16 protein-coding genes and 2 pseudogenes are annotated in these 23,561 nt (G+C 46.8%); 9 read left to right on the forward strand and 9 right to left on the reverse strand.

The genetic code is table 11. The annotated features are described in order from the left end of the window. Positions 1-71: 71 nt before the first annotated feature. Positions 72-938: a DUF4388 domain-containing protein gene (locus ACLGGO_RS14410; RefSeq protein WP_446419823.1), complete on the forward strand. Its 867-nt coding sequence runs from the start codon at positions 72-74 to the stop codon at positions 936-938. Positions 939-1,055: 117 nt separating this feature from the next. Here ACLGGO_RS14410 and ACLGGO_RS14415 read toward each other — a convergent pair whose 3' ends face one another. Continuing rightward, positions 1,056-1,820 (reverse strand): ABC transporter ATP-binding protein, encoded by a 765-nt coding sequence (locus ACLGGO_RS14415; protein WP_446336870.1) that lies wholly within the window; start codon positions 1,818-1,820, stop codon positions 1,056-1,058. Positions 1,821-2,063: 243 nt separating this feature from the next. Between ACLGGO_RS14415 and ACLGGO_RS14420 the strand changes: the two genes are divergently transcribed. After that, positions 2,064-2,420: a hypothetical protein gene (locus ACLGGO_RS14420; protein ID WP_446336869.1), complete on the forward strand. Its 357-nt coding sequence runs from the start codon at positions 2,064-2,066 to the stop codon at positions 2,418-2,420. Between the two features lie 8 nt (positions 2,421-2,428). On the opposite strand, the gene ACLGGO_RS14425 is transcribed toward ACLGGO_RS14420, so the two are convergent. Further along, positions 2,429-3,646 (reverse strand): ABC transporter permease, encoded by a 1,218-nt coding sequence (locus tag ACLGGO_RS14425; protein WP_446336868.1) that lies wholly within the window; start codon positions 3,644-3,646, stop codon positions 2,429-2,431. A gap of 310 nt (positions 3,647-3,956) precedes the next feature. Then, positions 3,957-5,399 carry an efflux RND transporter periplasmic adaptor subunit gene (locus ACLGGO_RS14430; protein WP_446419824.1) on the reverse strand — a complete coding sequence of 481 codons (1,443 nt, stop codon included), beginning with the start codon at positions 5,397-5,399 and terminating at the stop codon, positions 3,957-3,959. Here ACLGGO_RS14430 and ACLGGO_RS14435 point away from each other — a divergent pair. The 3 genes and pseudogenes from ACLGGO_RS14435 to ACLGGO_RS14445 all read left to right on the forward strand — a co-directional run bounded on the left by ACLGGO_RS14435 (position 5,386) and on the right by ACLGGO_RS14445 (position 7,154). Continuing rightward, positions 5,386-5,646: a hypothetical protein gene (locus tag ACLGGO_RS14435; protein WP_446419825.1), complete on the forward strand. Its 261-nt coding sequence runs from the start codon at positions 5,386-5,388 to the stop codon at positions 5,644-5,646. The genes ACLGGO_RS14430 and ACLGGO_RS14435 overlap by 14 nt on opposite strands. A gap of 70 nt (positions 5,647-5,716) precedes the next feature. Then, positions 5,717-6,226, forward strand: a pseudogene (locus ACLGGO_RS14440) (RNA-guided endonuclease InsQ/TnpB family protein); the annotation flags it as partial. Positions 6,227-6,260: 34 nt separating this feature from the next. Continuing rightward, positions 6,261-7,154, forward strand: coding sequence for a tetratricopeptide repeat protein (locus tag ACLGGO_RS14445; RefSeq protein ID WP_446419826.1), 894 nt, complete (start codon positions 6,261-6,263; stop codon positions 7,152-7,154). A 144-nt stretch (positions 7,155-7,298) separates the two neighbouring features. On the opposite strand, the pseudogene ACLGGO_RS14450 reads toward ACLGGO_RS14445, so the two are convergent. Continuing rightward, positions 7,299-7,388 (reverse strand): annotated as a pseudogene (locus tag ACLGGO_RS14450) (response regulator); the annotation flags it as partial. An 875-nt stretch (positions 7,389-8,263) separates the two neighbouring features. Next, positions 8,264-8,665: a response regulator gene (locus tag ACLGGO_RS14455; RefSeq protein WP_446336864.1), complete on the reverse strand. Its 402-nt coding sequence runs from the start codon at positions 8,663-8,665 to the stop codon at positions 8,264-8,266. A 135-nt stretch (positions 8,666-8,800) separates the two neighbouring features. Here ACLGGO_RS14455 and ACLGGO_RS14460 point away from each other — a divergent pair, with 135 nt between their 5' ends. The 3 genes from ACLGGO_RS14460 (at position 8,801) to ACLGGO_RS14470 (ending at position 13,856) form a co-directional block, all read left to right on the forward strand. Beyond that, complete coding sequence (locus tag ACLGGO_RS14460) at positions 8,801-11,335, forward strand: DNA gyrase/topoisomerase IV subunit A (RefSeq protein WP_446419827.1); 2,535 nt, start codon at positions 8,801-8,803, stop codon at positions 11,333-11,335. Positions 11,336-11,477: 142 nt separating this feature from the next. Continuing rightward, the gene (locus tag ACLGGO_RS14465) at positions 11,478-12,803 is read left to right on the forward strand and encodes a PilT/PilU family type 4a pilus ATPase (protein WP_446419828.1); all 1,326 of its coding nucleotides are present in this window, start codon (positions 11,478-11,480) and stop codon (positions 12,801-12,803) included. Between the two features lie 117 nt (positions 12,804-12,920). Further along, complete coding sequence (locus tag ACLGGO_RS14470; RefSeq protein WP_446419829.1) at positions 12,921-13,856, forward strand: circadian clock KaiB family protein; 936 nt, start codon at positions 12,921-12,923, stop codon at positions 13,854-13,856. A gap of 72 nt (positions 13,857-13,928) precedes the next feature. Here ACLGGO_RS14470 and ACLGGO_RS14475 read toward each other — a convergent pair whose 3' ends face one another. Together ACLGGO_RS14475 and ACLGGO_RS14480 are read right to left on the reverse strand one after the other, a co-directional pair. Further along, positions 13,929-15,206, reverse strand: coding sequence for an FAD-dependent hydroxylase (locus tag ACLGGO_RS14475; protein WP_446419830.1), 1,278 nt, complete (start codon positions 15,204-15,206; stop codon positions 13,929-13,931). 233 nt (positions 15,207-15,439) lie between these two features. Then, positions 15,440-20,071: an SNF2-related protein gene (locus tag ACLGGO_RS14480; protein WP_446419831.1), complete on the reverse strand. Its 4,632-nt coding sequence runs from the start codon at positions 20,069-20,071 to the stop codon at positions 15,440-15,442. Positions 20,072-20,396: 325 nt separating this feature from the next. Here ACLGGO_RS14480 and ACLGGO_RS14485 point away from each other — a divergent pair, with 325 nt between their 5' ends. After that, positions 20,397-22,544, forward strand: coding sequence for a polyribonucleotide nucleotidyltransferase (locus ACLGGO_RS14485; protein ID WP_446336854.1), 2,148 nt, complete (start codon positions 20,397-20,399; stop codon positions 22,542-22,544). Between the two features lie 212 nt (positions 22,545-22,756). Here the strand turns inward: ACLGGO_RS14485 and ACLGGO_RS14490 are convergent, their stop codons facing one another. Together ACLGGO_RS14490 and aat are read right to left on the reverse strand one after the other, a co-directional pair. Beyond that, positions 22,757-22,945 carry a hypothetical protein gene (locus tag ACLGGO_RS14490; RefSeq protein WP_446336853.1) on the reverse strand — a complete coding sequence of 63 codons (189 nt, stop codon included), beginning with the start codon at positions 22,943-22,945 and terminating at the stop codon, positions 22,757-22,759. Further along, entirely contained in the window at positions 22,926-23,513 is a 588-nt protein-coding gene (gene aat / locus ACLGGO_RS14495) for a leucyl/phenylalanyl-tRNA--protein transferase (RefSeq protein ID WP_446419832.1), read from the reverse strand. The genes ACLGGO_RS14490 and aat overlap by 20 nt, the downstream gene beginning before the upstream one ends. Positions 23,514-23,561: the final 48 nt, after the last annotated feature.

A 23,561-nucleotide genomic window follows, 5' to 3' on the forward strand; every position in this document is an offset into this window, starting at 1 on the left:
TCAACCAGTCATGCCTGATTGAAGTCTGTGATTGTGTTCTTTAAAGTTTGATTCTAAAACTATCTAAAACAATGGCGATTACAGGTTACTTATCTGATTTGTCCCTTCCCGAAGTTTTTCATTTAATTGAACAAGGAAAAAAAACTGGGTTACTCACATTACGCGCCGCCTTAGCCAGCCCAGCAATTCCTTATTATATATGGGTCTACCAAGGTCGTATTGTTGCGGCGGCTAATCGCTTGGATAGTCAAGGTTTAGTTGCACTGATTAAGCAATACAAGTGGGTTAGCGATCGTGTGGTAGCCAAGTTAATCCAATGGTGCTGTCCAACTGGAAAACCCCTGGGATTGTGCCTCAAAAATCAAGGAGTTTTGCAAACTGAACATCTCAAACAGTTATTCCAAGTTCAGGTTTTACAGCAAATTGGTATCATGTTTCAACTCAAAGATGCTCAATTTACATTTGAGCAGAATGTACTCTTACCTGGACGAGAAATGACGGGGTTAAGTATACCCGCCACCGAAGCCACATTAATGGGATTGCGGGTTCTGCGACACTGGCATACCTTAGCCGATAAATTACCTGATCCCAATAGCGGTTTAATCAGTACAAAGACAAGTCAACTCCATTACCGACTCGATCCGATCGAATGGCAGATTTGGGAGTATACAAAAGGGACGGTTTCTCTCAAAATGATCGCCAGGGAACTACGACTACCGATAGAAAAAATTCAGCAAATTGCTTTTGCCCTGATCACAGTAGGTTTAGCCGAAGAAGTACCGTTATTAGTAGGAAATCTACCCACTCAATCCGTTGAACCCTTACCCGCACAATTGACGGAAGAATCCGAAATCCAAACACTCAGTCAATCTTTCGTACAAAATTTTATGAGTTTTTTGCGTAACAATAAAGCCAAACCAATATCAGTTGGAACTTAAGTTGTAACCTGCGATTCGCTCAAGGGAACATGGTTTTGTGTAGGAACTCACTTTCACTACTATCGTTTTGGTTTCACCTAGATGCGACTAAACCCGCTCTGAACGAGTTTTGAGTGACTATGCCGTTGCCACTTGGATCATTTCCTCTGGAGTCAAATCAGAATGAATAACTTCACCATCCCGAAACCAAACAATACGTTTAGTCAAACGAGCGACATCCGGTTCGTGAGTTACCATCACCACTGTAATTCCCTCCCCATGGAGTTGACTGAATAAACTAATAACTTCAGCCGTTGTATGAGAATCCAGTGCCCCTGTTGGTTCATCTGCCAAAAGTAATACAGGTTGATTCACGATCGCGCGGGCAATGGCTACCCGTTGCTGTTGTCCGCCAGACAGTTGATTGGGCTTATTCAACTGGCGGTTTTCCAATCCCACCCGCTTTAAAGCACTCATAGCGCGATCGCGGCGTTCTTGGGGGGAAATGCCAGCATACACCATAGGCAACATCACATTTTCCAAGGCGGTAAGTTGAGGTAGGAGGTGAAACTGCTGAAACACAAAGCCAATCTTGACATTGCGAATCCCAGCTAATTGATCATTATCCAGATGAGAAACATCCACACCATCAAGGTAATAGCGTCCAGACGTGGGTTGGTCAAGACAGCCGATAATATTCATGGCGGTTGATTTGCCCGAACCCGACGCCCCCATAATTGAGCAGTATTCACCTTTGTCTATGGTTAGATTCACTTGACTGAGGGCTCTGACTTCTGTGTTACCCGTACCATAAACCTTAGAGATATTTTCTAGACGAATAATGATGGGTGGCTCAACTGACGTTGACTGAAGGGATGATGGAAAATTGATAGAGTCGTGCATAAAGTCCTACGGTTAATAAATAAGACAAGTGGAGTCAGGGGGACAAGGAAGAGAAAAATAATAAGTTGGTTTGTAGGGGCGGGTTTTACCGCTATCGGATGCCGGAAACCCAGATATTGATAAACCCGCCCTGCCCCAATCTGTCATTGATCAGACAATTACGGAATAACAAAAGCCTAAATAGTATTTTTCCTTTATAATCGTGATATTTCATCAAAGCTATAGATAGACCGGGTAAATTCAATGCTAAAAAAATTTAGAGGTGGATTTTTAATGGGAATTGGCTATATGCTCTCACCATTATCTTGGTGGAATGATTTATTTTTTAATATGCCCATTGCCTACCTTTTTGCCTATCTGTTCAGTTGGATTTTTCCTGATTTGTTCTTACCGCTCACCGCTGTTGGTTACTGGCTCTCAAACATTCTAGGAATCTTAATGATGCAACTGGGGGCAACAGATATGTTTTTTGAGCAAACGCGACGGAATTCTAAAAAAGATTTACTTATTGGTTTTGGCACGTCAACGGTTTACACCTTAGTTGTATTGGCACTGATGTATTTCCATGTTCTCGAATTTCCAGTGTTTTTAGTAAACTAGTAGAACTTCTAAGCACTTCTCAACGCCACAATTGGGTCAAGTTTCGCTGCTTGTCTGGCGGGAACAACGCCAAAGAATAAGCCAATTCCTCCAGACACGCTGACAGCCACGAGAATAGCCATGGGGGAAATTCCGGCTTTTAATGGCGTTACAGCACCGACAAGCAAAACGCCGCTCACACCAATTGCCGTTCCAATTATCCCCCCGGCGGCAGAGAGAATGATTGCCTCAATCATAAACTGAATTAGAATATCCTGTTCTCTAGCACCCACGGCTTTCCGCAGTCCAATTTCCTGGGTTCGTTCCCTAACTGACACCAGCATAATGTTCATCACGCCGATACCGCCAACAACTAAGGAAATAGCTGCGATCGCGGCGAGCATGATCGTTAATGCACCTGTCACCGTATTGACGATTTGTAAGATATCTTCCTGAGTTTGAACGCCAAAATCATCTTCACCCACAATTTTATGACGTCGCCGCAGTAAGTTTTCAATTTGAAACTGAGCCGCACTAATACTATTTCTATCCCTAGCAGAAATAGCAATCCAGCTAACTTCGACGCCGTAAGGAGATGTGCGTCCCCGCAATCGATTCGCCATCGTACTCAGAGGGATAAACACCGCATCATCCTGGTTATTTCCCAAAAAAGTACCTTTGGATTCCATCACCCCAATTACTTCAAAGCTAACATCTTTAATCCGTACCGATTGACCAATCGGATCTTGGTAGCCAAATATTTTTTCGACGATTTCAGAACCCAGAACGGCAACTTGGTTATTGCGTTTAATGTCAATATCGGTAAAAAACCGTCCTCTGGCAACATTAAAGCTACGAACAGATAGAAATTCTGGGGTCGTTCCTGTCACCAACGAATTGCTATTGCGATTGCGGTATGTGATTAAATATCTCAGATTAATTTGCGGGGCAACTTCCGCAACGGCTGGGACTTGAGTCGCGATCGCCTTAGCGTCTTCCAAAACCAATGTTTTGGGAAAATCAACCGTTGTCTGTTGCGCTTCACGAGAGCCAGGAATCACAAATAGGACATTGGGTCCGAGAGCTTCAAACTGTTCAGAAGCTAGCTTTTGCGCTCCTTGTCCAATCCCCACCATCGCGATCACGGAGGCATTCCCAATGATAATACCTAGCATGGTTAAGCTACTGCGTAGCTTGTTTGCCATCAAGGTTGTGGATGCCATTTTGATGCTTTCTACAATATCCATTGGTCATTTGTCATTGGTCATTATAGGATTATCGTGGTTGTAGGGGCGAGTCGCTGCACATAGTAGGCGGTGTAAGAATTAACCTATATCGACTCGCCCCTGTCTAAATGCAGTGTCAGATAATTACCGATACCCTGCGGGGGGCGACCCGGTAAAATTAAGGGTTAGGTAATGTTGATTGGGTATTGCGGGTCACCCCTACAATGTTTACCTAGAGAGGGTTTTTCGGAAGACGAACAGATCAAAGAGGTAACAAAGACGGATTGGCAATTAGCGATCTTGGTCACCCTTAAACTTCTCCACATTTCCCCTACTCTTCTTCGTCAGGATTATAGTTTTTAGGTAAATCAATAAACACCCGTTCTCCTTCTCTCAATCCACGGATAATCTGAGTTTTCTTCTCACTCGTGGCTCCAACTGTGACAGGTTTAAACTTAGGCTGATCTTCAAAATCAGGTACCATCACCCCATCTTTGCCCTTTTGAGTCACAACCGCCACTGTAGGAACAACCAGAGCATTGATAATGGGTTCCCCTAAAAAAGTCAAGTCAACATTCATACCTGAGCGCAATTTCTCTTGCGCTTCGGGTGCCAGGGCAACTCGCACTTGAAAAGTTGTAACATCATTCTCTTCAACAGCTTCTGGGGCAACCAGCCTCACCTGACCTCGGAAAGCCTGATCCGGAAACGCATCTGATTTCACTTGTACCGGCTGTTTTTCTTGAATTTGGCCAATATCAACTTCGGGAACCGCAGCCAAAACTTCCAGTTGTTGGGTGGCTAATGCCACGATTGATGTGGATGTAGCTGAAGCCGTACTCGATGCGGAGGTTGTCGGCGTGACAAATGCGCCAACCGTGGCATATTTCTGAGTGATAATTCCCGGAAAAGGCGCACGAATAATCGTGTCTTGTAGTTGGATGTAGGCAGCTTGGGCTTGGGCTTTCGCCGCTTCTACTGCAGCTTCGACTTGGGCAATTTCTTCTGGGCGAGTTCCCTTGAGCAGTTGCTGCACAGCGAAACCAGCTTCGTTGACCGCCGCTTTGAGCTGCACAATCTCTGGGCTAGCTTCATCCTCAGTGTTTTTAGTATTGCGGACTTGGGCTAAGCGTTGTTTGGCTTCCTCAAGCTGGGCTTTAGCGGTGCGGGCTTCAGTTAATGCCTCATCGAACCGATCTTGGGATACCACCCCCTCATCCACCAAGTACTTATACCGTTGGACTCGTACTGTGGCTAAATCTAAGCGAGAACTGGCAGTTTGGGCTTGAGCAACGGCTTGGTCAATTTCTCTAGGATTACCGACGAGAGCTTCAGCCAAACGAGCTTGTGCTTGCTGAAATCGCTGGTTGGCTTGGGCAATTTCTTCAGGACGAGGACCAGCTTTGGCTTCAGCGAGACGGGCTTGTGCCTGCTGTAGGTCAGCTCTAGCTCCTAAAAAGCGAGCTTTAACATCGTCTTGCTCCATTACCGCAACCACATCTCCCGCGTCAACCTGATCCCCTTGTTCGACTTCCAGCTTGACCAAACGACCCGACGTTTTCGGACTGAGGTTGACTGTTTGAATCGGTTGTACCGTGCCATTTGCTTTGATTTTCACCGCTAAATCCTGCACATCCACTGGCACAGTCAGTTCATCAAGGTTAATTTTGGCTGGTTTTGCCGCAATCACCCAATATCCAGCACCGCCCGCGACAAGAAGGCTGGCTGTGATGATTCCCATTATCCAAGGGAGAGGATTATTGACTTTACCCATAGTCTGTGTCAGGTTTCCCCATCAATCTGCTACAGCAGAGTTTTTGCTTTTAAGGAGTGAACACTTATTTTCCTCGCAAGGCGCAAAAACAAACAATCAATCATCTGTTTCCGTTGCACCGATTTGGCTATCTCAGTTGGTGCTACGTCAACGACGCCCGTCTAAGCCGTTCAAGTTCCTTTATTTCCATACTAACCGTACTGACCCCACCCTTGAGTACATTCAGCTATCGCTGTTTGACTGGTAGGGAATCACCGTCCTTGCAGGGCGGTGGGGATGTCAAATTTACGACTTAAAATAGATGTGGTAGAATCTAAGCTTTCAAGCGGAAAGATTATCAATTTAAGCTTGCCCATAAACTCTGCGCTATGGCGGATACTATCTTTGTTGAAGACATTGATTGGCGTATTATGGTCAAGGGCTTTTTAGGGAAGCATACGATTGACGCCCGGTTTGGGCAGTTTCGCTCTATCCTCAAGTGGGTTGGCAAGAAACAAGGGGTATTTGTGGGAGAAGTAGACCATCGGGGAACTTCTCAGACTTGCCCGAATTGCCGAATCACGGTCAGCAAAGAACTCTCAGACCGAATCCATGACTGTCGTGAGTGCCATTATGAAGTAGATCGTGATGTGGCGGCTGCCCAAGAAATCTGTAATCGTGGAATAGAAACGTATCCAGGGACTCTGGAGAAGCAAGAAATTGGCTCTCAAGTCGAGGTGTCGGGGGTTATGTGCCTAGATAACTGGCGTAGGGGAGCAATGCCCAATCGTGAGGTTGGGAAGCCGACGATGAATCAAAGATTACATCGTCGGAGGATGTCACCGTAGCTGAAGATTCCTTATTGTGGTTTGAGACTCCGCCGTGTTCAAACGTATTCTGTTATTGCCCATTTTTGTTCTGCTGGCTTGGTTGAGCAAACCTGCTCCTGTATCCGCCCAAGCCCTACTGCCCTATACTCTACAGCTCGATGCTGAGGAATTAGAGCAGCAAGGCTTGAATCTAGCGCAGGATGCCGTTCAGCTTACCCGTTTTCAGCAATACGATCTAGCATTGTCTAGAGCTAAACTAGCAACTCAGCTTGCCCCCAATAGTTTTGAAACTTGGTTTATTTTGGGAACCTTGTATGTACAAAACCAGCAATTGGATGAGGGAATTGAGGCGCTTTCTAAGGCTCAATCCTTGAAACCCGAAGAGGCTGGTGTTCTCTTCTCCTTGGGAAATACCTATTTTCAGAAAGGGGACTATCGGACAGCTGTCTCCAAATTAGAAGCTGGTTTGAAGCTAGAATCTGATGTTCCCGAAGCATTGTTTGATTTAGGCAACGCCTACTATATGCTGGATCAGTATCCAATGGCGATCGCGGCATACCAAAAAGCTGCTGCTCAGGGAACCAGCGATACGTGGCCCGTGTGGCCCGCAATCAATAATATTGGGTTGGTCAAGTATGAGCAGGGAGATGTGGCTGGCGCGATTGAGAAATGGCAAGCTGCGATCGCGATTGATCCAGAAGCCGCTGAACCAAAGCTGGCTATAGCGGTAGCACTTTATACCCAAGGGGAGCAAGACAGAGGACTTGCCCTAGGGGAAACTGCCCTCCGCTCAGATGAGCGTTATGCTGATTTAGAGTTCCTCAAGGAAAATCTTTGGGGGGAACGTCTGATCTCTGATACTCAAAAATTCTTGGCAAACCCCAGAATCCAGGCAACCATTGCCCCTAGTGGCAATGTTCCTGTACAAGTGGAAGTTACCCCTTAAATCAAAATTTGAGTGAATAAACAAAACCGATAGCAAGCTTTCTGAAGTTTTTCATCCTCTATATTTTGCCGAAACGGTTGTGGTATTTAGCAAGACTCTAGTGGTTCGGCAATGTCAGCACCCAGTTACAAAGGATTAATCGTCCTCTACCAAGAAGGGTCCCCGCTTCGTGAGAATTTTGGAAAAAACGCGAAGATTAATGGAATCGTCTTCTACAATCAGAACGGTTTTCATAGGCATTGCATCAAGAACATTATCTTTTCCCCAAAAGTGCGATGTGATCATCAGTCTGATAGGGACTGGGCAATACAGACCAAGTTCTCTATCCCGGCTTCCCCTACCCCCCCTGTTCCCGGTAGCTCTGATCGACTAGGATTGAAAACGACTCGGTATTAGGGGATGGTATCAACGGGAACCGATAGCAAGGGTTGTGACATCTCTTACACCGAATCAAAGATTACGGTGTAAGCTTCCAAGACAATCCGGCTATTGCTTAGGAGACTCTTGGCTTTATTAACGACACGGGATGCCCCACCGCGCCGGAACAATACAAAGTTTTGTTCACCCAATGTAGCTGCATAAATTTTACCCGTCCACAGATGCAACTACGAGTAGCTTGTTTCTGAACCCAACCCCATATTCGGTGGTTGTCTTGGTTCGGTGTACAGGCAGCGGTTAGCTGTGATTGATTAACCTGTACAATGATATAGTAGCATCTTGAAATCAGATTGACAACTATGCACCAAGTGACAACACGAGTATCAGACAGGGAATATGAACACCTAGCTAGATTTTGCAAAGCAACATAGAGAACCCAGTCAGATGTTACCGTGAACTGATCTGAAAGTTGTCAATCTCCGGGGTATTGAACCCCATCGATTGACCGCCTATCCATCCCAACGCCAACCTGATTACAGGTATGGTGTGGGGCTTCCGGCAAAAAAGCTAAACTTTCTCATCCTCTGTATTTTGCCGAAACTGTTGTGGTACAGTACATACGTACTTTAGTAAGACTCCAGTTTTTCGGCAATGTCAGCACCCAGTTACAGAGGATTGATGTCCCGATCCGAAGATTGGTTATTGGAGGCGTCGCTTTCACTCAGGTTTGACTAATCATCTTTAGGCAGAAGTGCCAGGATTTGATCGACAAACTGTTGATGATCCACAACAGGTTTAGAGATATAACCATCAGCACCACTTTGCTTAAGGAAGTTTTCGCGATCGCCTTCCATAGCATGAGCCGTGACTAATATAATGGGCAGATTGCTGGTTTGAGCATCAGCTTTGAGCATCTGGGTAATCTTGATGCCGTCCACTGGCTTACCCTGGTAAACACTGTGAGCCAGGGAAACATCCATCAAGATAATATCTGCATCTCCCGCGTGGGCAATTTTCATGACCTCCTCTACATCTTCGGTTCCCTTGACATTCAAGCCACCCCGCTTCGTGAGAATTTTAGAAAAAACGCGAAGATTAATGGGATCGTCTTCTACAATCAGAACGGTTTTCATGGGCGTTGCATCAAGAAAGTCGTCTTTTCAACAAAAGTGCGGTTTAATCATCAGTCTGACAGGGACTGGGCAATGTTGCCACCAAAAAAATCAAATTTTCATCTCGTTGTGGTTAGAAATTAGGAAACAGAACTCATGGCAAAACAGTTGAATCTGCTGGCGACTGGTCAAGTTATTCCCACGCCCCTCCATGCAGAGATGCAACAGTCATATCTTGAATATGCCATGAGTGTCATCGTTGGGCGTGCCCTGCCAGACGTTTGCGACGGTCTAAAGCCCGTGCATCGGCGTATCTTGTATGCCATGTACGAATTGGGTTTAACACCCGATAGACCCTACCGCAAGTGCGCTCGCGTAGTGGGTGATGTTTTGGGGAAATATCATCCCCACGGGGATCAAGCTGTATACGATGCTATGGTGCGCTTGGTCCAAGACTTTTCCACTCGCTATCCACTATTGGGGGGTCATGGCAATTTTGGGTCGGTGGATAACGACCCACCGGCTGCCATGCGTTACACAGAGACGCGGCTGTCTCCCATTAGTCATGAAGCCCTCCTATCAGAAATTGGCGAGGCAACCGTTGATTTTATCGATAATTTCGACGGCTCTCAACAAGAGCCAGTGGTTTTACCCGCTCAACTACCCATTTTACTGCTCAATGGTTGCTCTGGCATCGCGGTTGGCATGGCAACCAATATTCCTCCTCATAATCTGGGCGAGATTGTGGATGGGCTAATCGCTTTGATTGATCGCCCGGATCTGGCGGATGAGAAATTGTGGAAATTAATTCCAGGACCGGATTTTCCCACGGGGGGTGAAATTATCGATACGTCGGGAATTCGGGATGCCTATAGCAGTGGGCGGGGCATTATTCCAGTGCGGGGAATCGCTAAAGTGGAAGAGATTCAAGTGGGTCGCACTCGCCGTCATCGCCGCACGGCGCTCATTGTCACCGAATTACCCTACCAAGTAAATAAGGCGGCTTGGATTGAAAAAATTGCCGATCTGGTCAACCATGGACGCTTAGAGGGAATTGCCGATTTGCGCGATGAAAGCGATCGCCGGGGGATGCGGGTGGTTGTGGAACTCAAACGGGACGCTCATCCTGGGGATGTTCTCAAACACCTCTATAAACAAACTCCCCTACAAAGTAACTTTGGCGCAATTATGCTGGCATTGGTCAATGGACAGCCCCGCCAGCTACCCCTACGGCAATGTCTGGAAGAATTTTTAAGGTTCCGTGAACAAACCCTGACTCGGCAATATACTTATGAACTTGACCAGAAACAACAACGGCGTCATCTGGTGGAAGGGTTATTGATCTGCTTGAAACAACTCAATCGCGTTATTGAAATCCTCACCCATGCGGCTGATGGCACAACCGCCAAAACTCGTTTTCAAGAGCAGTTAAACCTGAGTGAGAGTCAAGCTGATGCCATCCTCGCCATGCCGATGCGCCGCCTCACGGGGTTAGAACGGCAAAAACTTCAGACTGAATTTGAGGAACTCACCACCCGAATTGAAACCCTCCAGGGATTACTCAGTAGCCGAAATGAATTACTCAAAGCCCTGAAAAAAGAGTTGCGATCGCTCAAACGCAAATACGCTGATCCACGTCGCACCAAGATCCGATCGCCGAAATCTCTCAAAGAACCAAAACAGCCAAAATCGGAAAAACAGACCAGTAAGGGAAGCCAAACGTCACAGAACCCTAAAACCTCTACCTCAAAATCCCCATCGCCGAGTCCTAGCGACACGGAAGCCGAACAAACGGTTCTGGAGTTTACCTATCAAGGACATGTACAGCGACTGCGTTCGGCACCTGATCCCAAATCCCAACCCTCGATAAAAGATGGGAACGATTTTGTGGTTCAGACGCAGCAAACTACCACCCAGTCAGAATTTGCCACCCTAACCAGTGGGGGGAAAGCCTACCCCTTGAAAGTGCAAGATATCCCGCCAGCCGCCGGACGCAAGCAAGGCATCCCCTTGACTCGTCTTCTCCCCGATGCGGCTCAATCCGAAACTGTTATTGCCCATTTTCGACCCCTAGAACTCACCGAATCTCTCAGCCTGATTTTGCTCACGCAACAGGGGCGAGTTAAGCGTCTTCCCGCTACAGAGTTACTTAACCTAACGGCACGGGGTTTAACGCTGATCAAACTCAAAGAGGAGGATTCTCTTGCCTATGTTAGCCTTGCTCGACCCAATGATGATCTGATTATTGCCACCAGTAGTGGGCGCTTATTACGCTTTGAAATTAACGACGAAAATTTGCCGATTATGGGGCGTACAGCCCAAGGAAATCAAGGGTTGCGACTGCGGCGTCGGGAGCAATTAGTTGGATGTGTGGCGATCGCTCCCAACGAGAATCTTTTACTGGTATCTGAGCAAGGCTATGGCAAACGCCTAGGACTCAATGTAGTCAGGCGCATCAAACGCGGGGATCTCGGCACTCAAGCCCTTCAGTTTAAAACATCGACGGATCGGTTGATCGGATTAGTCAACGCCTCTCAAACAGAGACGGCTGTTTTGCTAACCAGTGATAATCAAGTCATGAATGTATCGTTAAAATCTGTAAAGTTGTCCGGCAAAGATGGGTGTGGCGATCGCTTGGTTAAACTCAAGTCCGACGAAACAATTATCACCGTGACAGAAATCCTCCCGTGAAAGTCCACTGCTTCTTCTGTGTCTCAAGGGTTAACAACAGAAAACTTTTCGATCGGCTAGATATAGTTCTATAGTAGGGGGTAAATAGCTGTCAGCACCAGTATAGAAAATTCAACTTAAGTTGTAGAGTGGTAGTCCAACCATGACCGATCAAAAACGACCTCCGATTGCGCCACCCCCCCCACCCCGCGTTCCTCCAGCCCCACCGCCACCGCCAAGGGGGGCAGTTCCCCGGCAAGCTCCCCCAGGTGCGACGCAAGCGATGCCCTCTCAAACGATGCCGATGCCGCCCAAAGCGGGTCAATCTGCATCAGCTCCTACCGCCGTTAAAACAGCACCCAGTTCTCGTCAAGCTTCACCCGGCGCTAAACCCCGGACACCACCACCGAGTGCGGGACTTGCTCCCGGACAGCCAACATTAGCCCAGCTTATCCGCGAGGCTTATGACAAGGGATTTTCTGACGTTCACGTTGGTGTGGGTGAAGTCCCTCGGATGCGAAACCGAGGGGAAATGGAACATACAGAGTATCCTGTAACTGATCAAGCGACGTTTATGAGTTGGTTGCGGGAAATCCTCACGGATGAAGAAATTCGCCGTTTCCAAAACGAACTCGAGTTTGATGGTGCAGCACAGTATGACTTTGCCCGGGTGCGGATTAATATCTTCGACTCCCTGACTGGACCTGCAATAGTCATGCGCTTGATTCCACTCAAGATTCTGACAATGGAGCAGTTGCGACTCCCTCCAATTCTCAGGGATGTCTGTCATTACCACAAGGGTCTGATTTTGGTCACAGGTCCAACCGGTTCAGGTAAGTCAACGACGCTAGCTGCGATGATTGACTACATGAACAAGGAGATGCCGAAGCATATCATTACGATTGAAGACCCGATTGAATTTGTTCACAAAAGCCAAAAAGCCCTAATTAAACAGCGGGAAGTCGGCGCTCATACCCTCCAATTTGACAACGCTTTAAAAGCCTCCTTGCGGGAAGATCCGGATGTGATTCTGGTGGGGGAAATGCGGGATAGAGGTACCGTTAACACAGCGCTGAAAGCCGCTCAGACGGGTCACTTGGTTATGGGAACGCTGCACACGAACAGTGCGGTGAAGACCATTGAACGGATTCTCAATCTTTATAATCCAGAAGAACAACACGCCATCCGTATCGCTTTTGCTGAATCAATGGTGGCAATCATTGCCCAAGGGTTATGTCGCACCACTGATGGTAAACGTGCCGCCTTCCACGACATTCTGATTAATACAGAAGCGATTCGGGATTATATCCGCAAGGGTGAATATGAGGAAGTTCACGAACTGATGGCGGCTAATGAATTTGACGGCATGATGACGATGAATAAGTCCTTGTTTAACCTTTATCAGGAAGGGCGTATCACCGAAGAAACTGCCCTAGAAATGTCGCCGACTCAAAACGAAATGGCGATGATGTTACGGGGTCGTGTTTAATTATCATTTGCCATTTATCATTTGGCATTTGTTATATGTCAGGACAAGGCAGGGGAAAGCAACTCTCATCTTATCCGCTGCCTTTACCTGCCCATAATTTAAAATCAACAATCAACAATGAACGAGATTCAACGCTCGTTTTCTCAGTTATTTAAGGGTATTGCTCTGTTTACACCAGGGGGAGATTTAATTTATGGCATTGATCCGAGTAAACAAGAGCATTGGCATTTGCATCTGTGTGCGAGTTTGCAAGAAATGCTCGGATTACCGGAACCGCCCCATTTTTTAGTGCCGGGATATACTGGCACAATTGATCGCTGGCTCGATCCTTATACCCAACAGATGCGAACGTCAGCAGAACTTTATCCGCCCATCCAGCATCATCAGGCATTGCTGAATGCTGTGTTTGGTGTCAGGAACGTGGTGTGGCAAGTTGCGCCTTGGCGGGAAGAGTGCTGTGATCCAATAGTTTTGGAGACATATCGCGATCGCTTTCCCCAACTGTGGCAAGATCACGATTTGATTATCCGTTGCGATCGCCCGGAGCAATGTACACAACAGTTGTCTGATGCTAATTCTAGGCATGATCACGATTCAAGCCTGATCAAATCTCCTCAGAGTTATGCTTGGTCTATACCAGAACGTTGGACGATTCAACAAACGTCGTGGCAAGAATCCTCCCACCCACCGTCTACAGGGATTGATCCTCTCTTATCCTCTAAATCAGATAGGGAATCGAATCCTAGTGAATCTCAATCTACACCCTTAACTACCCCTAGTTATGTCTTGCGCTTATTTGTATCTGGACACAGTGGATCAACTGAACATATCCTGAAAAAACTACATCAGTTAATCGAGCAATCCCTACAACATCCTTACACTCTAAAAGTGATTGATGTATTTAAACATCCTGAACAAGCGGAAGCCAATCAAATTTCAGCGACTCCCACACTGCTGAGAGTTTGGCCCCCCCCTGTCCGACGTATTGTTGGAGATTTGAATAACTTGGAAAGTATTTTACGTGTACTTATTGCTCCAGAAGCTAAACTATAAAAACTGAATTTTGTGTGAGAGAAACATAGTTAAGCTAATTCACAATACGTTCTTGGTTTTTATTTTTATTGATTAAACTGAAGTTGACCCAGATTTAAGATTAGCCACTTGAGGAGTGCGTCCCTTTAAACCTGTCATTAATTGCAGAGCATAACATTTAACGGGATACAGATGACGCAACATCCATAATCCCAGGCGACGTAGGGTAACGATAGGCAACCAGTTATTAGAAAACATTCGATCTAAGAAATCAGTAAAGCCTAAAATGACTAGATTTTCACTTTTGCGCCACTGTTCGTAGCGCTTGAGGATCTGTTCGTCTCCGATATCTTCACCCTGTTGATGGGCTTCCTGTATGACTTGGGCAAGGGCTGCGGCATCTCGGATGCCCATATTTAGCCCTTGTCCACCCACAGGATGGCAACAATGGGCGGCGTCGCCAATGAGGGCGAGGCGGTGCTGGGTGTAGCGATCGCTTTGCATTAACTGTACGGGAAAGACAATGCGATCGCTATCTAATTCTAAATGCCCCAAAAGTCCGCCCGTGCGGTATTCTAGAAGTTCGAGGAATTCCTTTTCATTTAAGTCTTTTAACTGTTGGGCTTCGGCGTGAGGGGCTGTCCATACCACCTGACAGCGATTTTCAGCCAGAGGAAGTACACCCATCGGACCACTCTCCCAAAAACGTTCAAAGGCGGTATCATTATGGGATTTCTCGGTTTTAATGCGGGCGGTGACGCAGGATTGCCAATATTTCCAACCTTTTGTCCCGATTCCGGCGGCTGTACGAATACGCGATCGCGAACCATCAGCGGCGACAACTAAGCGCGATCGCAACTGCTGAGATATTCCATCCACGTTTACCGTAACCTCTACCCCAGAGGCTTGATACTTGACATCAACCACTTCCGCTGGAGACAACCAGCTTACAGTCGGACAATCTGCCAAAAACTCATACAGCGACGTAAGCAGGGGACGATGTTCGCCCACATACCCCAAATCCTGGGTACCTAAATCGGTGGGGTGAAATTGCACAAATTTGGGATAATCGCCATCACAGAGGCGAATTTGCCGATAGGTGGCAATTTGCGGCTGAATAGTCTGCCAAACCCCAATTCCTTGGAAAATGCGCCCAGAAAGCAGCGAGAGGGCGTAAGCTTGCCGTCTGGCTACGGCGACTGACTTGGGTTTTGCCTCAATCAATCCAATCCGCAACCCGGAATTTTTCAACGCACAGGCGAAGGTTGCGCCGACAATACCGCCGCCAACGATGACCAGATCGTAGTCAAAGGTTTGATTGTATGCCTGTTCTTGCGTCATTTTCAGAGAATGTATCGAAATGATAAGCATTTTTACTTTTCTTCATTTTGACGCGGATAGCTGAAGAGGGCAAGTTGCGGGTGCATTTGTCGGGGCGGGTTTCACCATTATCGTTTCGGTTGCACCCATAAGTGACTAAACCCGCCCCGACTTTCGTCGGTTTAGTTGCGGCAAAATGTAAACCTAATAGGTCACATTGTGATTCTACCAGGATGTGATCCAGTAGGGTTACTTATCCGACAACGCGCGATCGCACACCTCTCCTACTCATCAATTACCGCTGTGCGGTCAAGCAATAGCAGCGATCTCAACTGATCAGTATCCATATCCGTGACCCAGTTTTCACCCGCTTCTACTGTCTGTTCTGCCAACTGCTTCTTACTTTCAATCATGTCATTAATCCGTTCTTCCAACGTCCCTGTACAGACAAACTTATGCACCTGCACATTACGAGTTTGACCAATTCTAAACGCCCGATCTGTCGCCTGATTCTCCACCGCCGGATTCCACCAGCGATCGATGTGAAAAACGTGATTTGCCCGGGTCAGATTCAGTCCAGTTCCCCCCGCTTTTAATGAAAGAATCAGAATCGGGGGTCCTTCGGGGTCATTTTGAAAACGGTCAATCATTTCCTCTCGTTGATTCTTGCGGGTTGCGCCATAGAGGAACAAGATTTCCTGATCAAATTGTTTTGCCAAATAAGGTTGCAACAGCTTACCCCATTCAGCAAACTGGGTGAAAATTAAAGCGCGATCGCCTTCAGAAATTGCTTCGTCTAACATTTCCTGTAAACGCAGTAATTTCCCAGAACGCTTAGCATCTTTTAAGGTTTTCTCTTTTAATAATTGGGCAGGATGATTACAGACTTGCTTGAGTCGCATCAGCAAGGTTAAAATTAACCCTTTGCGCTTAATTCCCTCTGCCGCTTCAATTTCTACCAATGATTCATCCACCAATTTCTGATAAAGGGTTGCCTGTTCTGCTGCAAGTCCACAGAATACCGTCATCTCCTGTTTTTCCGGTAAATCCTGAATAATCGTCTTATCAGTTTTCAGACGGCGAAGAATAAAAGGTTGCACTAACGATCGCAAAGTTTGCAACGAACCCCTGTCGCCAAACTTCTCAATCGGCATAGCAAACCGCCGCTGGAAAAATTGGCGATCGCCTAAATATTGGGGATTGAGAAAATCTAAAATTGACCACAACTCCGACAATCTGTTCTCCACAGGTGTCCCCGTTAAGGCAATGCGAAATTCCGTCGGTAGTTTTCGCACGGCTTGCGACTGTTTCGCCCCTGGATTTTTGATATTCTGCGCTTCATCTAATACGACACCTTGCCAAGATACAGCTTCTAGAGTTGTGGCATCTCGATACACCAATGGATAACTGGTAATCACTAAATCCTGATTCTTAACCGCTTTAGCAAATGTCTTGCCTTTTGACCGTTTATCACCGTGGTGAACCATGGCTTTGAGAGTAGGAGCAAATTTTTTCACTTCCCGTTCCCAGTTCCCCAGTACCGATGTGGGACACACCAATAATGTAGGCGATTCCAGAACATCTTGTTCTTTTAAATGAAGCAGAAAGGCAATGGTTTGAATTGTGTTATGACAAAGAATGTTATTTGCCACAAAGTTGTGATGGTGGCTGACTTCAAAATCATACACCCATCCCTCATAGTCGATATCCTCGATGTCCTGAATCTGACAGTAGAAAACGTCTTGATCCAGGATATTTTGTAAGTATTCTGATGAGAATAAAGCAGAAAGCTTTTTGAAGGCAGAGGGCAGAGGGCAGAAGGCAGAAGGTAAGGAGGAAGGTGGCAAGGTAGAAGTCAATGAGAACTGTTCAGAAAGACTTGATATCACTCGTTCTCGACTAGCCCGTGAAAAGGGTTGTGAGACTAAATTCTGGTTATCTACCTCTATAATCCAGTCCGCGTAGGCGGACTTTGTTTGTGTAGCTGCGACTTCCAGTCGCCAGGTTTCTGGTTTACAGATTTCTTCCAGTTTCCGCTGTTTTTCTGGACAATTAAATCCAATTACTTGTAAGAATCGACGTACTGAATTTCCACCAATTGTACAAATATATACGGATTTTCTGTCTGATATAGTAGATTTGTCAGGGCGCAAGGATGGTGTCCCTACGGTCATCTGTACTTCATCGGTTTGGGAATCGTTAGAGTCAGTGTGAAGAAGAGATTTGCCATTGGTTTCTCGTTTGTGTTGTGGTGTAATCTGCAACCAAATTCCCAAGCGCCGTAGTAATACAGAGAGTTGTTGAATCAGTAAAGGGGAAGCTGTACTGATTTCAATACTCCGCATCTGAGAAATAACAGACGCTTCCGCATCGAAATAGTTTTGGAGGAAGATCTTCACCGTATCTAGATCTGCCTGCATAATAAAATCTGGGATAGATTTACTATCGGATCGCATCCCCCAACTGTATCCTTTGGTTTGTAAGAATTCTCGGTAGGCTTGGCTATCGATTCGCAGATCTGGCACTCGATTCGGGTAGGTACAAATGCTAGGGTTATTGATTTTTATGTTGTACCGCTGACCGATTTTTTGGAAGATCTGGAGTAAGTCTTGTAAACAGTCTTTGTCTTTGTGCGAAATGTTGACCCTTGCTCGATCCGATTGCTCACATCCTTCACATCCTTCGGCAATTTGCCAAGCCAGAAACTTGACAAAATCCGGATCTTCGGGTTGCCCCTGCCAAATCATTTTGGCAGGTACACAGACGTAATCCCCCACCTGAAAATTAGTCGTCCAACCGTGATTGGTTAAGAGTTTATGACGATAGGTAATCGTAATTTGGCTTCCATCTTTAAGCTTAACGGTGCGTAGTTTTTCCTGCACTCGCTGGCGATAGAGACGCTGAATGGGAGCGGTGGTCATTTTATGGGTTTGTGAGTCAATGGCATTAATCAGTAACGACTCTGTTGGCTGACTCCAAAATCCCTCCCCATCAAATTCCGCTTCTGTTGCATACTGTTTCCAAATATCTTCAGCTTGGATAACTGTTCCATTGACGGAAATTAATGTACTAGGCGCGACGCATTTTCCCAATCCCATATCGTCCGCTAAACAAGCACCTAACCCCCAGCGTTCTAAAAATGCAAGCCAACTGGCTCCTCGGAGTTGATACGGGCGTAATGTGCCGTTAAAGTCTTGGGGAACTTCAATGGGTTCAATCGTGCGATTTCCGGTGAGATTGGTAATTAATTCTTGCAGCGCCCCGGATGCTTCAAAGTGAACAACAGGCAGTTTTCCTAATGTTTTGGTATCTCCTGTCGCCAGTCGCAAGGCGTCTTCTACTGACAGACTCATATCTTCCTTTGATGCTGTCAGAATGGTGTGCGCCGCCCGCGCATCCGCAGGTTGTAGAGCAATCCATTCCCCATTGACTTCAACTAACGGGGATTTGAGTGACATCAGGCGCTGGAATTCTGATTTGGAGAGTTTAGTATCACCAATTGCCAAATCCCACTTAAATTTAAGCAGGCTTTGTAAACCCAAACGTTCCTCTTTCTTCGATTTAGGCGCTTCTGCGGTAATACTAATACCGAGGCGTTTTTCCCCTGATCCGGGGGCTAATCCTGGGGGTAAGATAATGCCCAAGCCACTGTCTTGCAGTCGCCATGCACTGGCTTTGATAAATTCATATACTTGGACGGGGTTGAGTTCACAAAACTGGGGACAGCGTTCGTGTAAGCTGGCTTCTAGGGGGGGATAGAGGCGAGAGGCTAACCCTAATCCTTTAAGTAAGGTTTCCTGGGGCTGTTCAATGGTTCGCCCGTGATAGTCTAATTGTTCGACAGGATGCCGCCAAATTGTTTTGGCATCGACTAATAAGTCAGCATCATCCATGGCTTGCAAGCAATAGTCAAGCCGCCAGTTTGTTTCATCGGGTTCAGGGGGTTGTAATACTAAGCATGTGCGAAAGAGATTTTGGGTTAAATCTTGGGTGGTGGGGGTAACCAGGTGCTGTTGGATAGATGTTGTCCAAGTGGACAATGCAGTATCCAAACGTGCGATCGCCATCGGTTCGACTTTTAGGCTATCCTTGTCGCTACAGAGGGCTTGCAGCCATTCGGGTAGGGGTGAGGTAGCGGTTGGGGGTGATAGCGACTCTACCCAATTTTTCACCTGAGTATTAATGGCGTCTCGTAAAAAGTTCAGAATTAGGGATTGGGGATGTAGAGACGTTGCATGCAACGTCTCTACATTATCCTCATACGCTTGACAAGCTAAGGGCATGGATTGGGTAAACTCGGCTAAGCGAGTTTGATCGGTAGCACTGTCGAGGAGGGGTTGCCAGTAAGCGATGGCTTCGTCGTTGGGCTGACGATAGAGTCCTGGTACAAATTTACACCGAGTTAGTAAGTCTAAACTCCAGCGATAGACATGAGTCCAAAACCGTAAGTCTGATCCGACGTAATTATCGGAGACGTTGAATCCTCCTAAGGGTAGAGATTGAAGAAAGGGTAGGGCGGCGGAGGGGGTGAGACGGTATCCACTGACAGACCATTTTTGCAGTTCTAGGGATGAGGAGTCTGTCTCGTCTGTAGGGGGGAGTTGGGCAGAAAGAAGCGGGTAGGCTGATGTCTTAGAAGCTGTGGGGTGAGTGGGTAAAACTAGCAGGTGGGTTTGCCAAGAAGCGATCGCACTCTCAGCGTCGGCTTGGCTTTTTCCCGTTTCTGGTTCAGGAATGGTTAGGCTGCGATCGCGTAAAAATTCCCTTAACTCCGCCTGTGTCATCCCAAAGGGATGGGGCATAATCTGATTCTTGGCAGCAGAGTCCACGGAGGCTAAAGGACGCCACCGTTCTCCCCAAATAAATAAATAATTATTAGATTCGCGAGTAATCCAACTACCATGTAAAATTGCCATGTTTATAGAAAAATGAAAATAGAATCCAATACTATCAATTGCTACTTGTCCAATTTTAAAGGATGGGTGTGAGGCAGCAATTCTCGCACTCACCACTCTCGCACTCAGTCAGGGCGGGTTTAGTCGAATCTCTTGTGAGGGAAAAAACGATAATAGTGAAACCCTCCCCTACTGAACTCAAAACTCAGACGGGCTATGGCACATCTGGGACATTCAAAACTCAAAATTCAAAACTCAAAACCCTTATCAAAGCAGCATTATTCCATAAATGCTAGGATTGCGACAGAGAAAAAAACATGATAAACAGAGAAGGGTAACGAACCAAATGGTAGAGTTAGACAAATCAATATCCTTTGATGGACGGGATATTCGGCTAAGAGTCGGTCTACTAGCACCCCAAGCTGGGGGAACTGTACTAATTGAATCAGGAGATACAGCGGTTTTAGTCACGGCGACTCGCTCAGCGGGTCGAGAAGGCATCGATTTTCTCCCCTTATTAGTGGACTACGAGGAAAGACTGTATGCAGCCGGTCGAATTCCAGGTGGCTTTCTGCGGCGAGAAGGGCGTCCTCCGGAAAAAGTAACACTTACCAGCCGTCTGATTGACCGCCCGTTGCGCCCCTTGTTTCCCAGTTGGCTGCGCGATGATATTCAGATCGTAGCAACAACCTTGTCCATGGATGAACAAGTGCCACCGGATGTGTTGGCGGTAACTGGGGCATCAGTAGCGGTACTGCAAGCGAAAATTCCATTCTATGGTCCCATGGCAGCAGTACGGGTGGGGCTAGTTGGAGATGATTTCATTATTAATCCAACTTACCGCGAAATCGACAACGGTGATCTAGATTTGGTGGTCGCGGGTTCTCCCCAAGGCGTGATTATGGTGGAAGCCGGGGCGAATCAACTGCCAGAACGGGATATTATTGAGGCGATTGAATTTGGCTACGAAGCGGTGCAGGATTTAATTGCAGCTCAGCAAAACCTGCTCAAAGAGTTGGGGATTGAGATGACCCAAGTACAAGCGCCAGAAACCTCATCGGAACTGGAAGAGTTTATCCGCGATCGCGCCACGAAACAGATTAAGCAGGTATTGTCTCAGTTTGACTTAGATAAGCACGGTCGCGACGAAGCCTTGGACGAGATTAAGGAAAAGGAAATTCTGAGTGCGATCGCACAACGTCCAGAAGATGACCCCTTGCGCGTCGCCGCCGCTGATTCTCAATTGCTCAGTAGTGTATTCAAAGGCTTGACCAAGAAGCTGATGCGATCGCAAATTGTCGAAGACGGTGTGCGTGTTGATGGGCGTAAACTGGATGAGGTACGTCCGGTGTCTTGTAAGGTGGGTTTATTACCCGCCCGTGTCCATGGGAGTGGTTTATTTAACCGAGGCTTGACTCAAGTGCTGTCTACGGTGACCTTGGGAACGCCTGGGGATGCTCAAATGTTGGATGATCTCAATCCAGAAGAAGAGAAGCGTTACCTGCACCACTATAACTTCCCGCCCTTTTCCGTGGGGGAAACCAAACCCATGCGATCGCCGGGACGCCGGGAAATCGGTCATGGGGCGTTAGCGGAACGGGCGATTATTCCCATATTACCGCCGCAAAATGAGTTTCCTTATGTGATTCGGGTGGTATCGGAGGTGCTCTCGTCCAATGGTTCAACCTCGATGGGTTCGGTTTGTGGATCGACGCTAGCGTTAATGGATGCAGGGGTTCCGATTACCAAACCCGTCAGTGGTGCGGCGATGGGATTGATTAAAGAAGGCACGGAAGTCCGGATTCTCACCGATATTCAAGGGATTGAAGACTTTTTGGGCGATATGGACTTTAAAGTCGCGGGAACAGATACTGGGATTACTGCCTTACAAATGGACATGAAAATCACCGGTCTGCCCATGGAAACCATTGCCAAAGCGATTGAACAAGCTAAACCGGCGCGACTGCACATTTTAGAAAAGATGCTAGCGGTGATTGACAAACCCCGCCCCGATCTTTCTACTTTTGCCCCACGCTTACTGACGATGAAGATTGATCCTGACCTGATTGGGTTGGTGATTGGTCCTGGCGGTAAGACGATTAAAGGAATTACGGAACAAACTGGTGCCAAAATCGATATTGATGATGATGGCACGATTACGGTTTCTGCTGTTGAAGGAGAAAAGGCAAAGAAAGCCATTACCCTGATTCAAGGGATGACTCGTCGCTTAGAAGAAGGGGATGTTTATGCCGGTCGCGTGACTCGGATTATTCCCATTGGTGCGTTTGTGGAAGTGTTACCAGGGAAAGAGGGAATGATTCACATTTCCCAACTGGCAGATTATCGTGTGGGTAAGGTCGAAGATGAGGTTGCTGTTGGCGATGAAGTGATTGTCAAAGTGCGAGAAATTGACAATAAAGGTCGGATTAATCTGACTCGTTTGGGAATTCATCCCGATGAAGCAGCCGCAGCGCGTGCAGCAGCGACAACTTAGATGGTTTTGGAGTTAGCTGAACGTTAAATCAATTGTCAGCAAGCCGCAGCATCCGCCAAGAACTCAAGTTCTTGGCTGAAAGCTTAAGTCCATTAAAATGGACTAAAACTTTTATCCAGTCAGCTCGATTCTGACTTGAGTAGGGTGGGCATTGCCCACCAACCTTAAGTCAGCAGCATCCAGCTTAAGTCCATTAAAATGGACTAAAACTCTTATCCAGTCAGTACCGTTAAAACCTTTATCCATGTATCCGCTTTAGCTTCATTCACCGGCTTGAGTGGTATCCCCGCCCGTAATCCTTCGATTAACGCCTCTAGCTGTTTTCCTTGATTAAATAACCGATTCCGGTTCCCTGTTTCCGATTCTCGATACCCTGAAAATTCACACCGGAATCCGATCAAAATAACATCGCCGTCGCAACGCCTGTCGCAGTAGCACCTGATATTCCTGCTCCTCTATCGTACAAGCGCCAAAGCGAGATAAGTGAGGATTCATCATTTGAACATCAAACAACAAAAAGCCGCGCGATCGCAACCGCTCGACTAACTTAACTAACGCCACCTTTGAGCCTTCCGGAATCCGGTAAAACATGGATTCGCCAATAAACGCGCCGCCAATTACAATCCCTAAAACCCCACCCGCTAGCTCATTTCCTTGCCAGGTTTCAAAGCTATACGCCCAACCTTCCTGATAAAGTAACCAATAAATTTCCTGGAGTTCCGCAGAAATCCAGGTACTTTCCCGATTGGCACAACCGGCAACAACGCCTTTAAAGTCTCGGTTAATTGTCGTGCTAAACCGCTTCTGATTTAAAACCCGCTGTAGTGATTTGGGATAGCGAAACCGCTCGTCTAAGGGAATGATTGCTCGCTGGCGACTGGAGTACCACCCTAATGATCGGGTTTCATCCGCCATCAAAAAATAGCCTTGAGCATATCCTTGGATTATTGTCGGAATATTTAACTCCATGGTGATCGAACTCGATTGAGAGTCCCTGTTCTTGAACCGCTAAACTTC

The sequence above is a fragment of the Coleofasciculus sp. genome (assembly GCF_046565525.1).
Lineage (GTDB): Bacteria > Cyanobacteriota > Cyanobacteriia > Cyanobacteriales > Coleofasciculaceae > Coleofasciculus.

Coding starts and splice junctions, on each gene's coding strand:
- ACLGGO_RS14420 (WP_446336869.1), top strand. CDS start 2,064: ATGCTAAAAAAATTTAGAGGTGGATTTTTAATGGGAATTGGCTATATG.
- ACLGGO_RS14410 (WP_446419823.1), top strand. CDS start 72: ATGGCGATTACAGGTTACTTATCTGATTTGTCCCTTCCCGAAGTTTTT.
- ACLGGO_RS14475 (WP_446419830.1), bottom strand. CDS start 15,206: ATGCTTATCATTTCGATACATTCTCTGAAAATGACGCAAGAACAGGCA.
- ACLGGO_RS14485 (WP_446336854.1), top strand. CDS start 20,397: ATGGTAGAGTTAGACAAATCAATATCCTTTGATGGACGGGATATTCGG.
- aat (WP_446419832.1), bottom strand. CDS start 23,513: ATGGAGTTAAATATTCCGACAATAATCCAAGGATATGCTCAAGGCTAT.
- ACLGGO_RS14430 (WP_446419824.1), bottom strand. CDS start 5,399: ATGGGTAAAGTCAATAATCCTCTCCCTTGGATAATGGGAATCATCACA.
- ACLGGO_RS14460 (WP_446419827.1), top strand. CDS start 8,801: ATGGCAAAACAGTTGAATCTGCTGGCGACTGGTCAAGTTATTCCCACG.
- ACLGGO_RS14425 (WP_446336868.1), bottom strand. CDS start 3,646: ATGGATATTGTAGAAAGCATCAAAATGGCATCCACAACCTTGATGGCA.
- ACLGGO_RS14415 (WP_446336870.1), bottom strand. CDS start 1,820: ATGCACGACTCTATCAATTTTCCATCATCCCTTCAGTCAACGTCAGTT.
- ACLGGO_RS14470 (WP_446419829.1), top strand. CDS start 12,921: ATGAACGAGATTCAACGCTCGTTTTCTCAGTTATTTAAGGGTATTGCT.
- ACLGGO_RS14465 (WP_446419828.1), top strand. CDS start 11,478: ATGACCGATCAAAAACGACCTCCGATTGCGCCACCCCCCCCACCCCGC.
- ACLGGO_RS14480 (WP_446419831.1), bottom strand. CDS start 20,071: ATGGCAATTTTACATGGTAGTTGGATTACTCGCGAATCTAATAATTAT.
- ACLGGO_RS14455 (WP_446336864.1), bottom strand. CDS start 8,665: ATGAAAACCGTTCTGATTGTAGAAGACGATCCCATTAATCTTCGCGTT.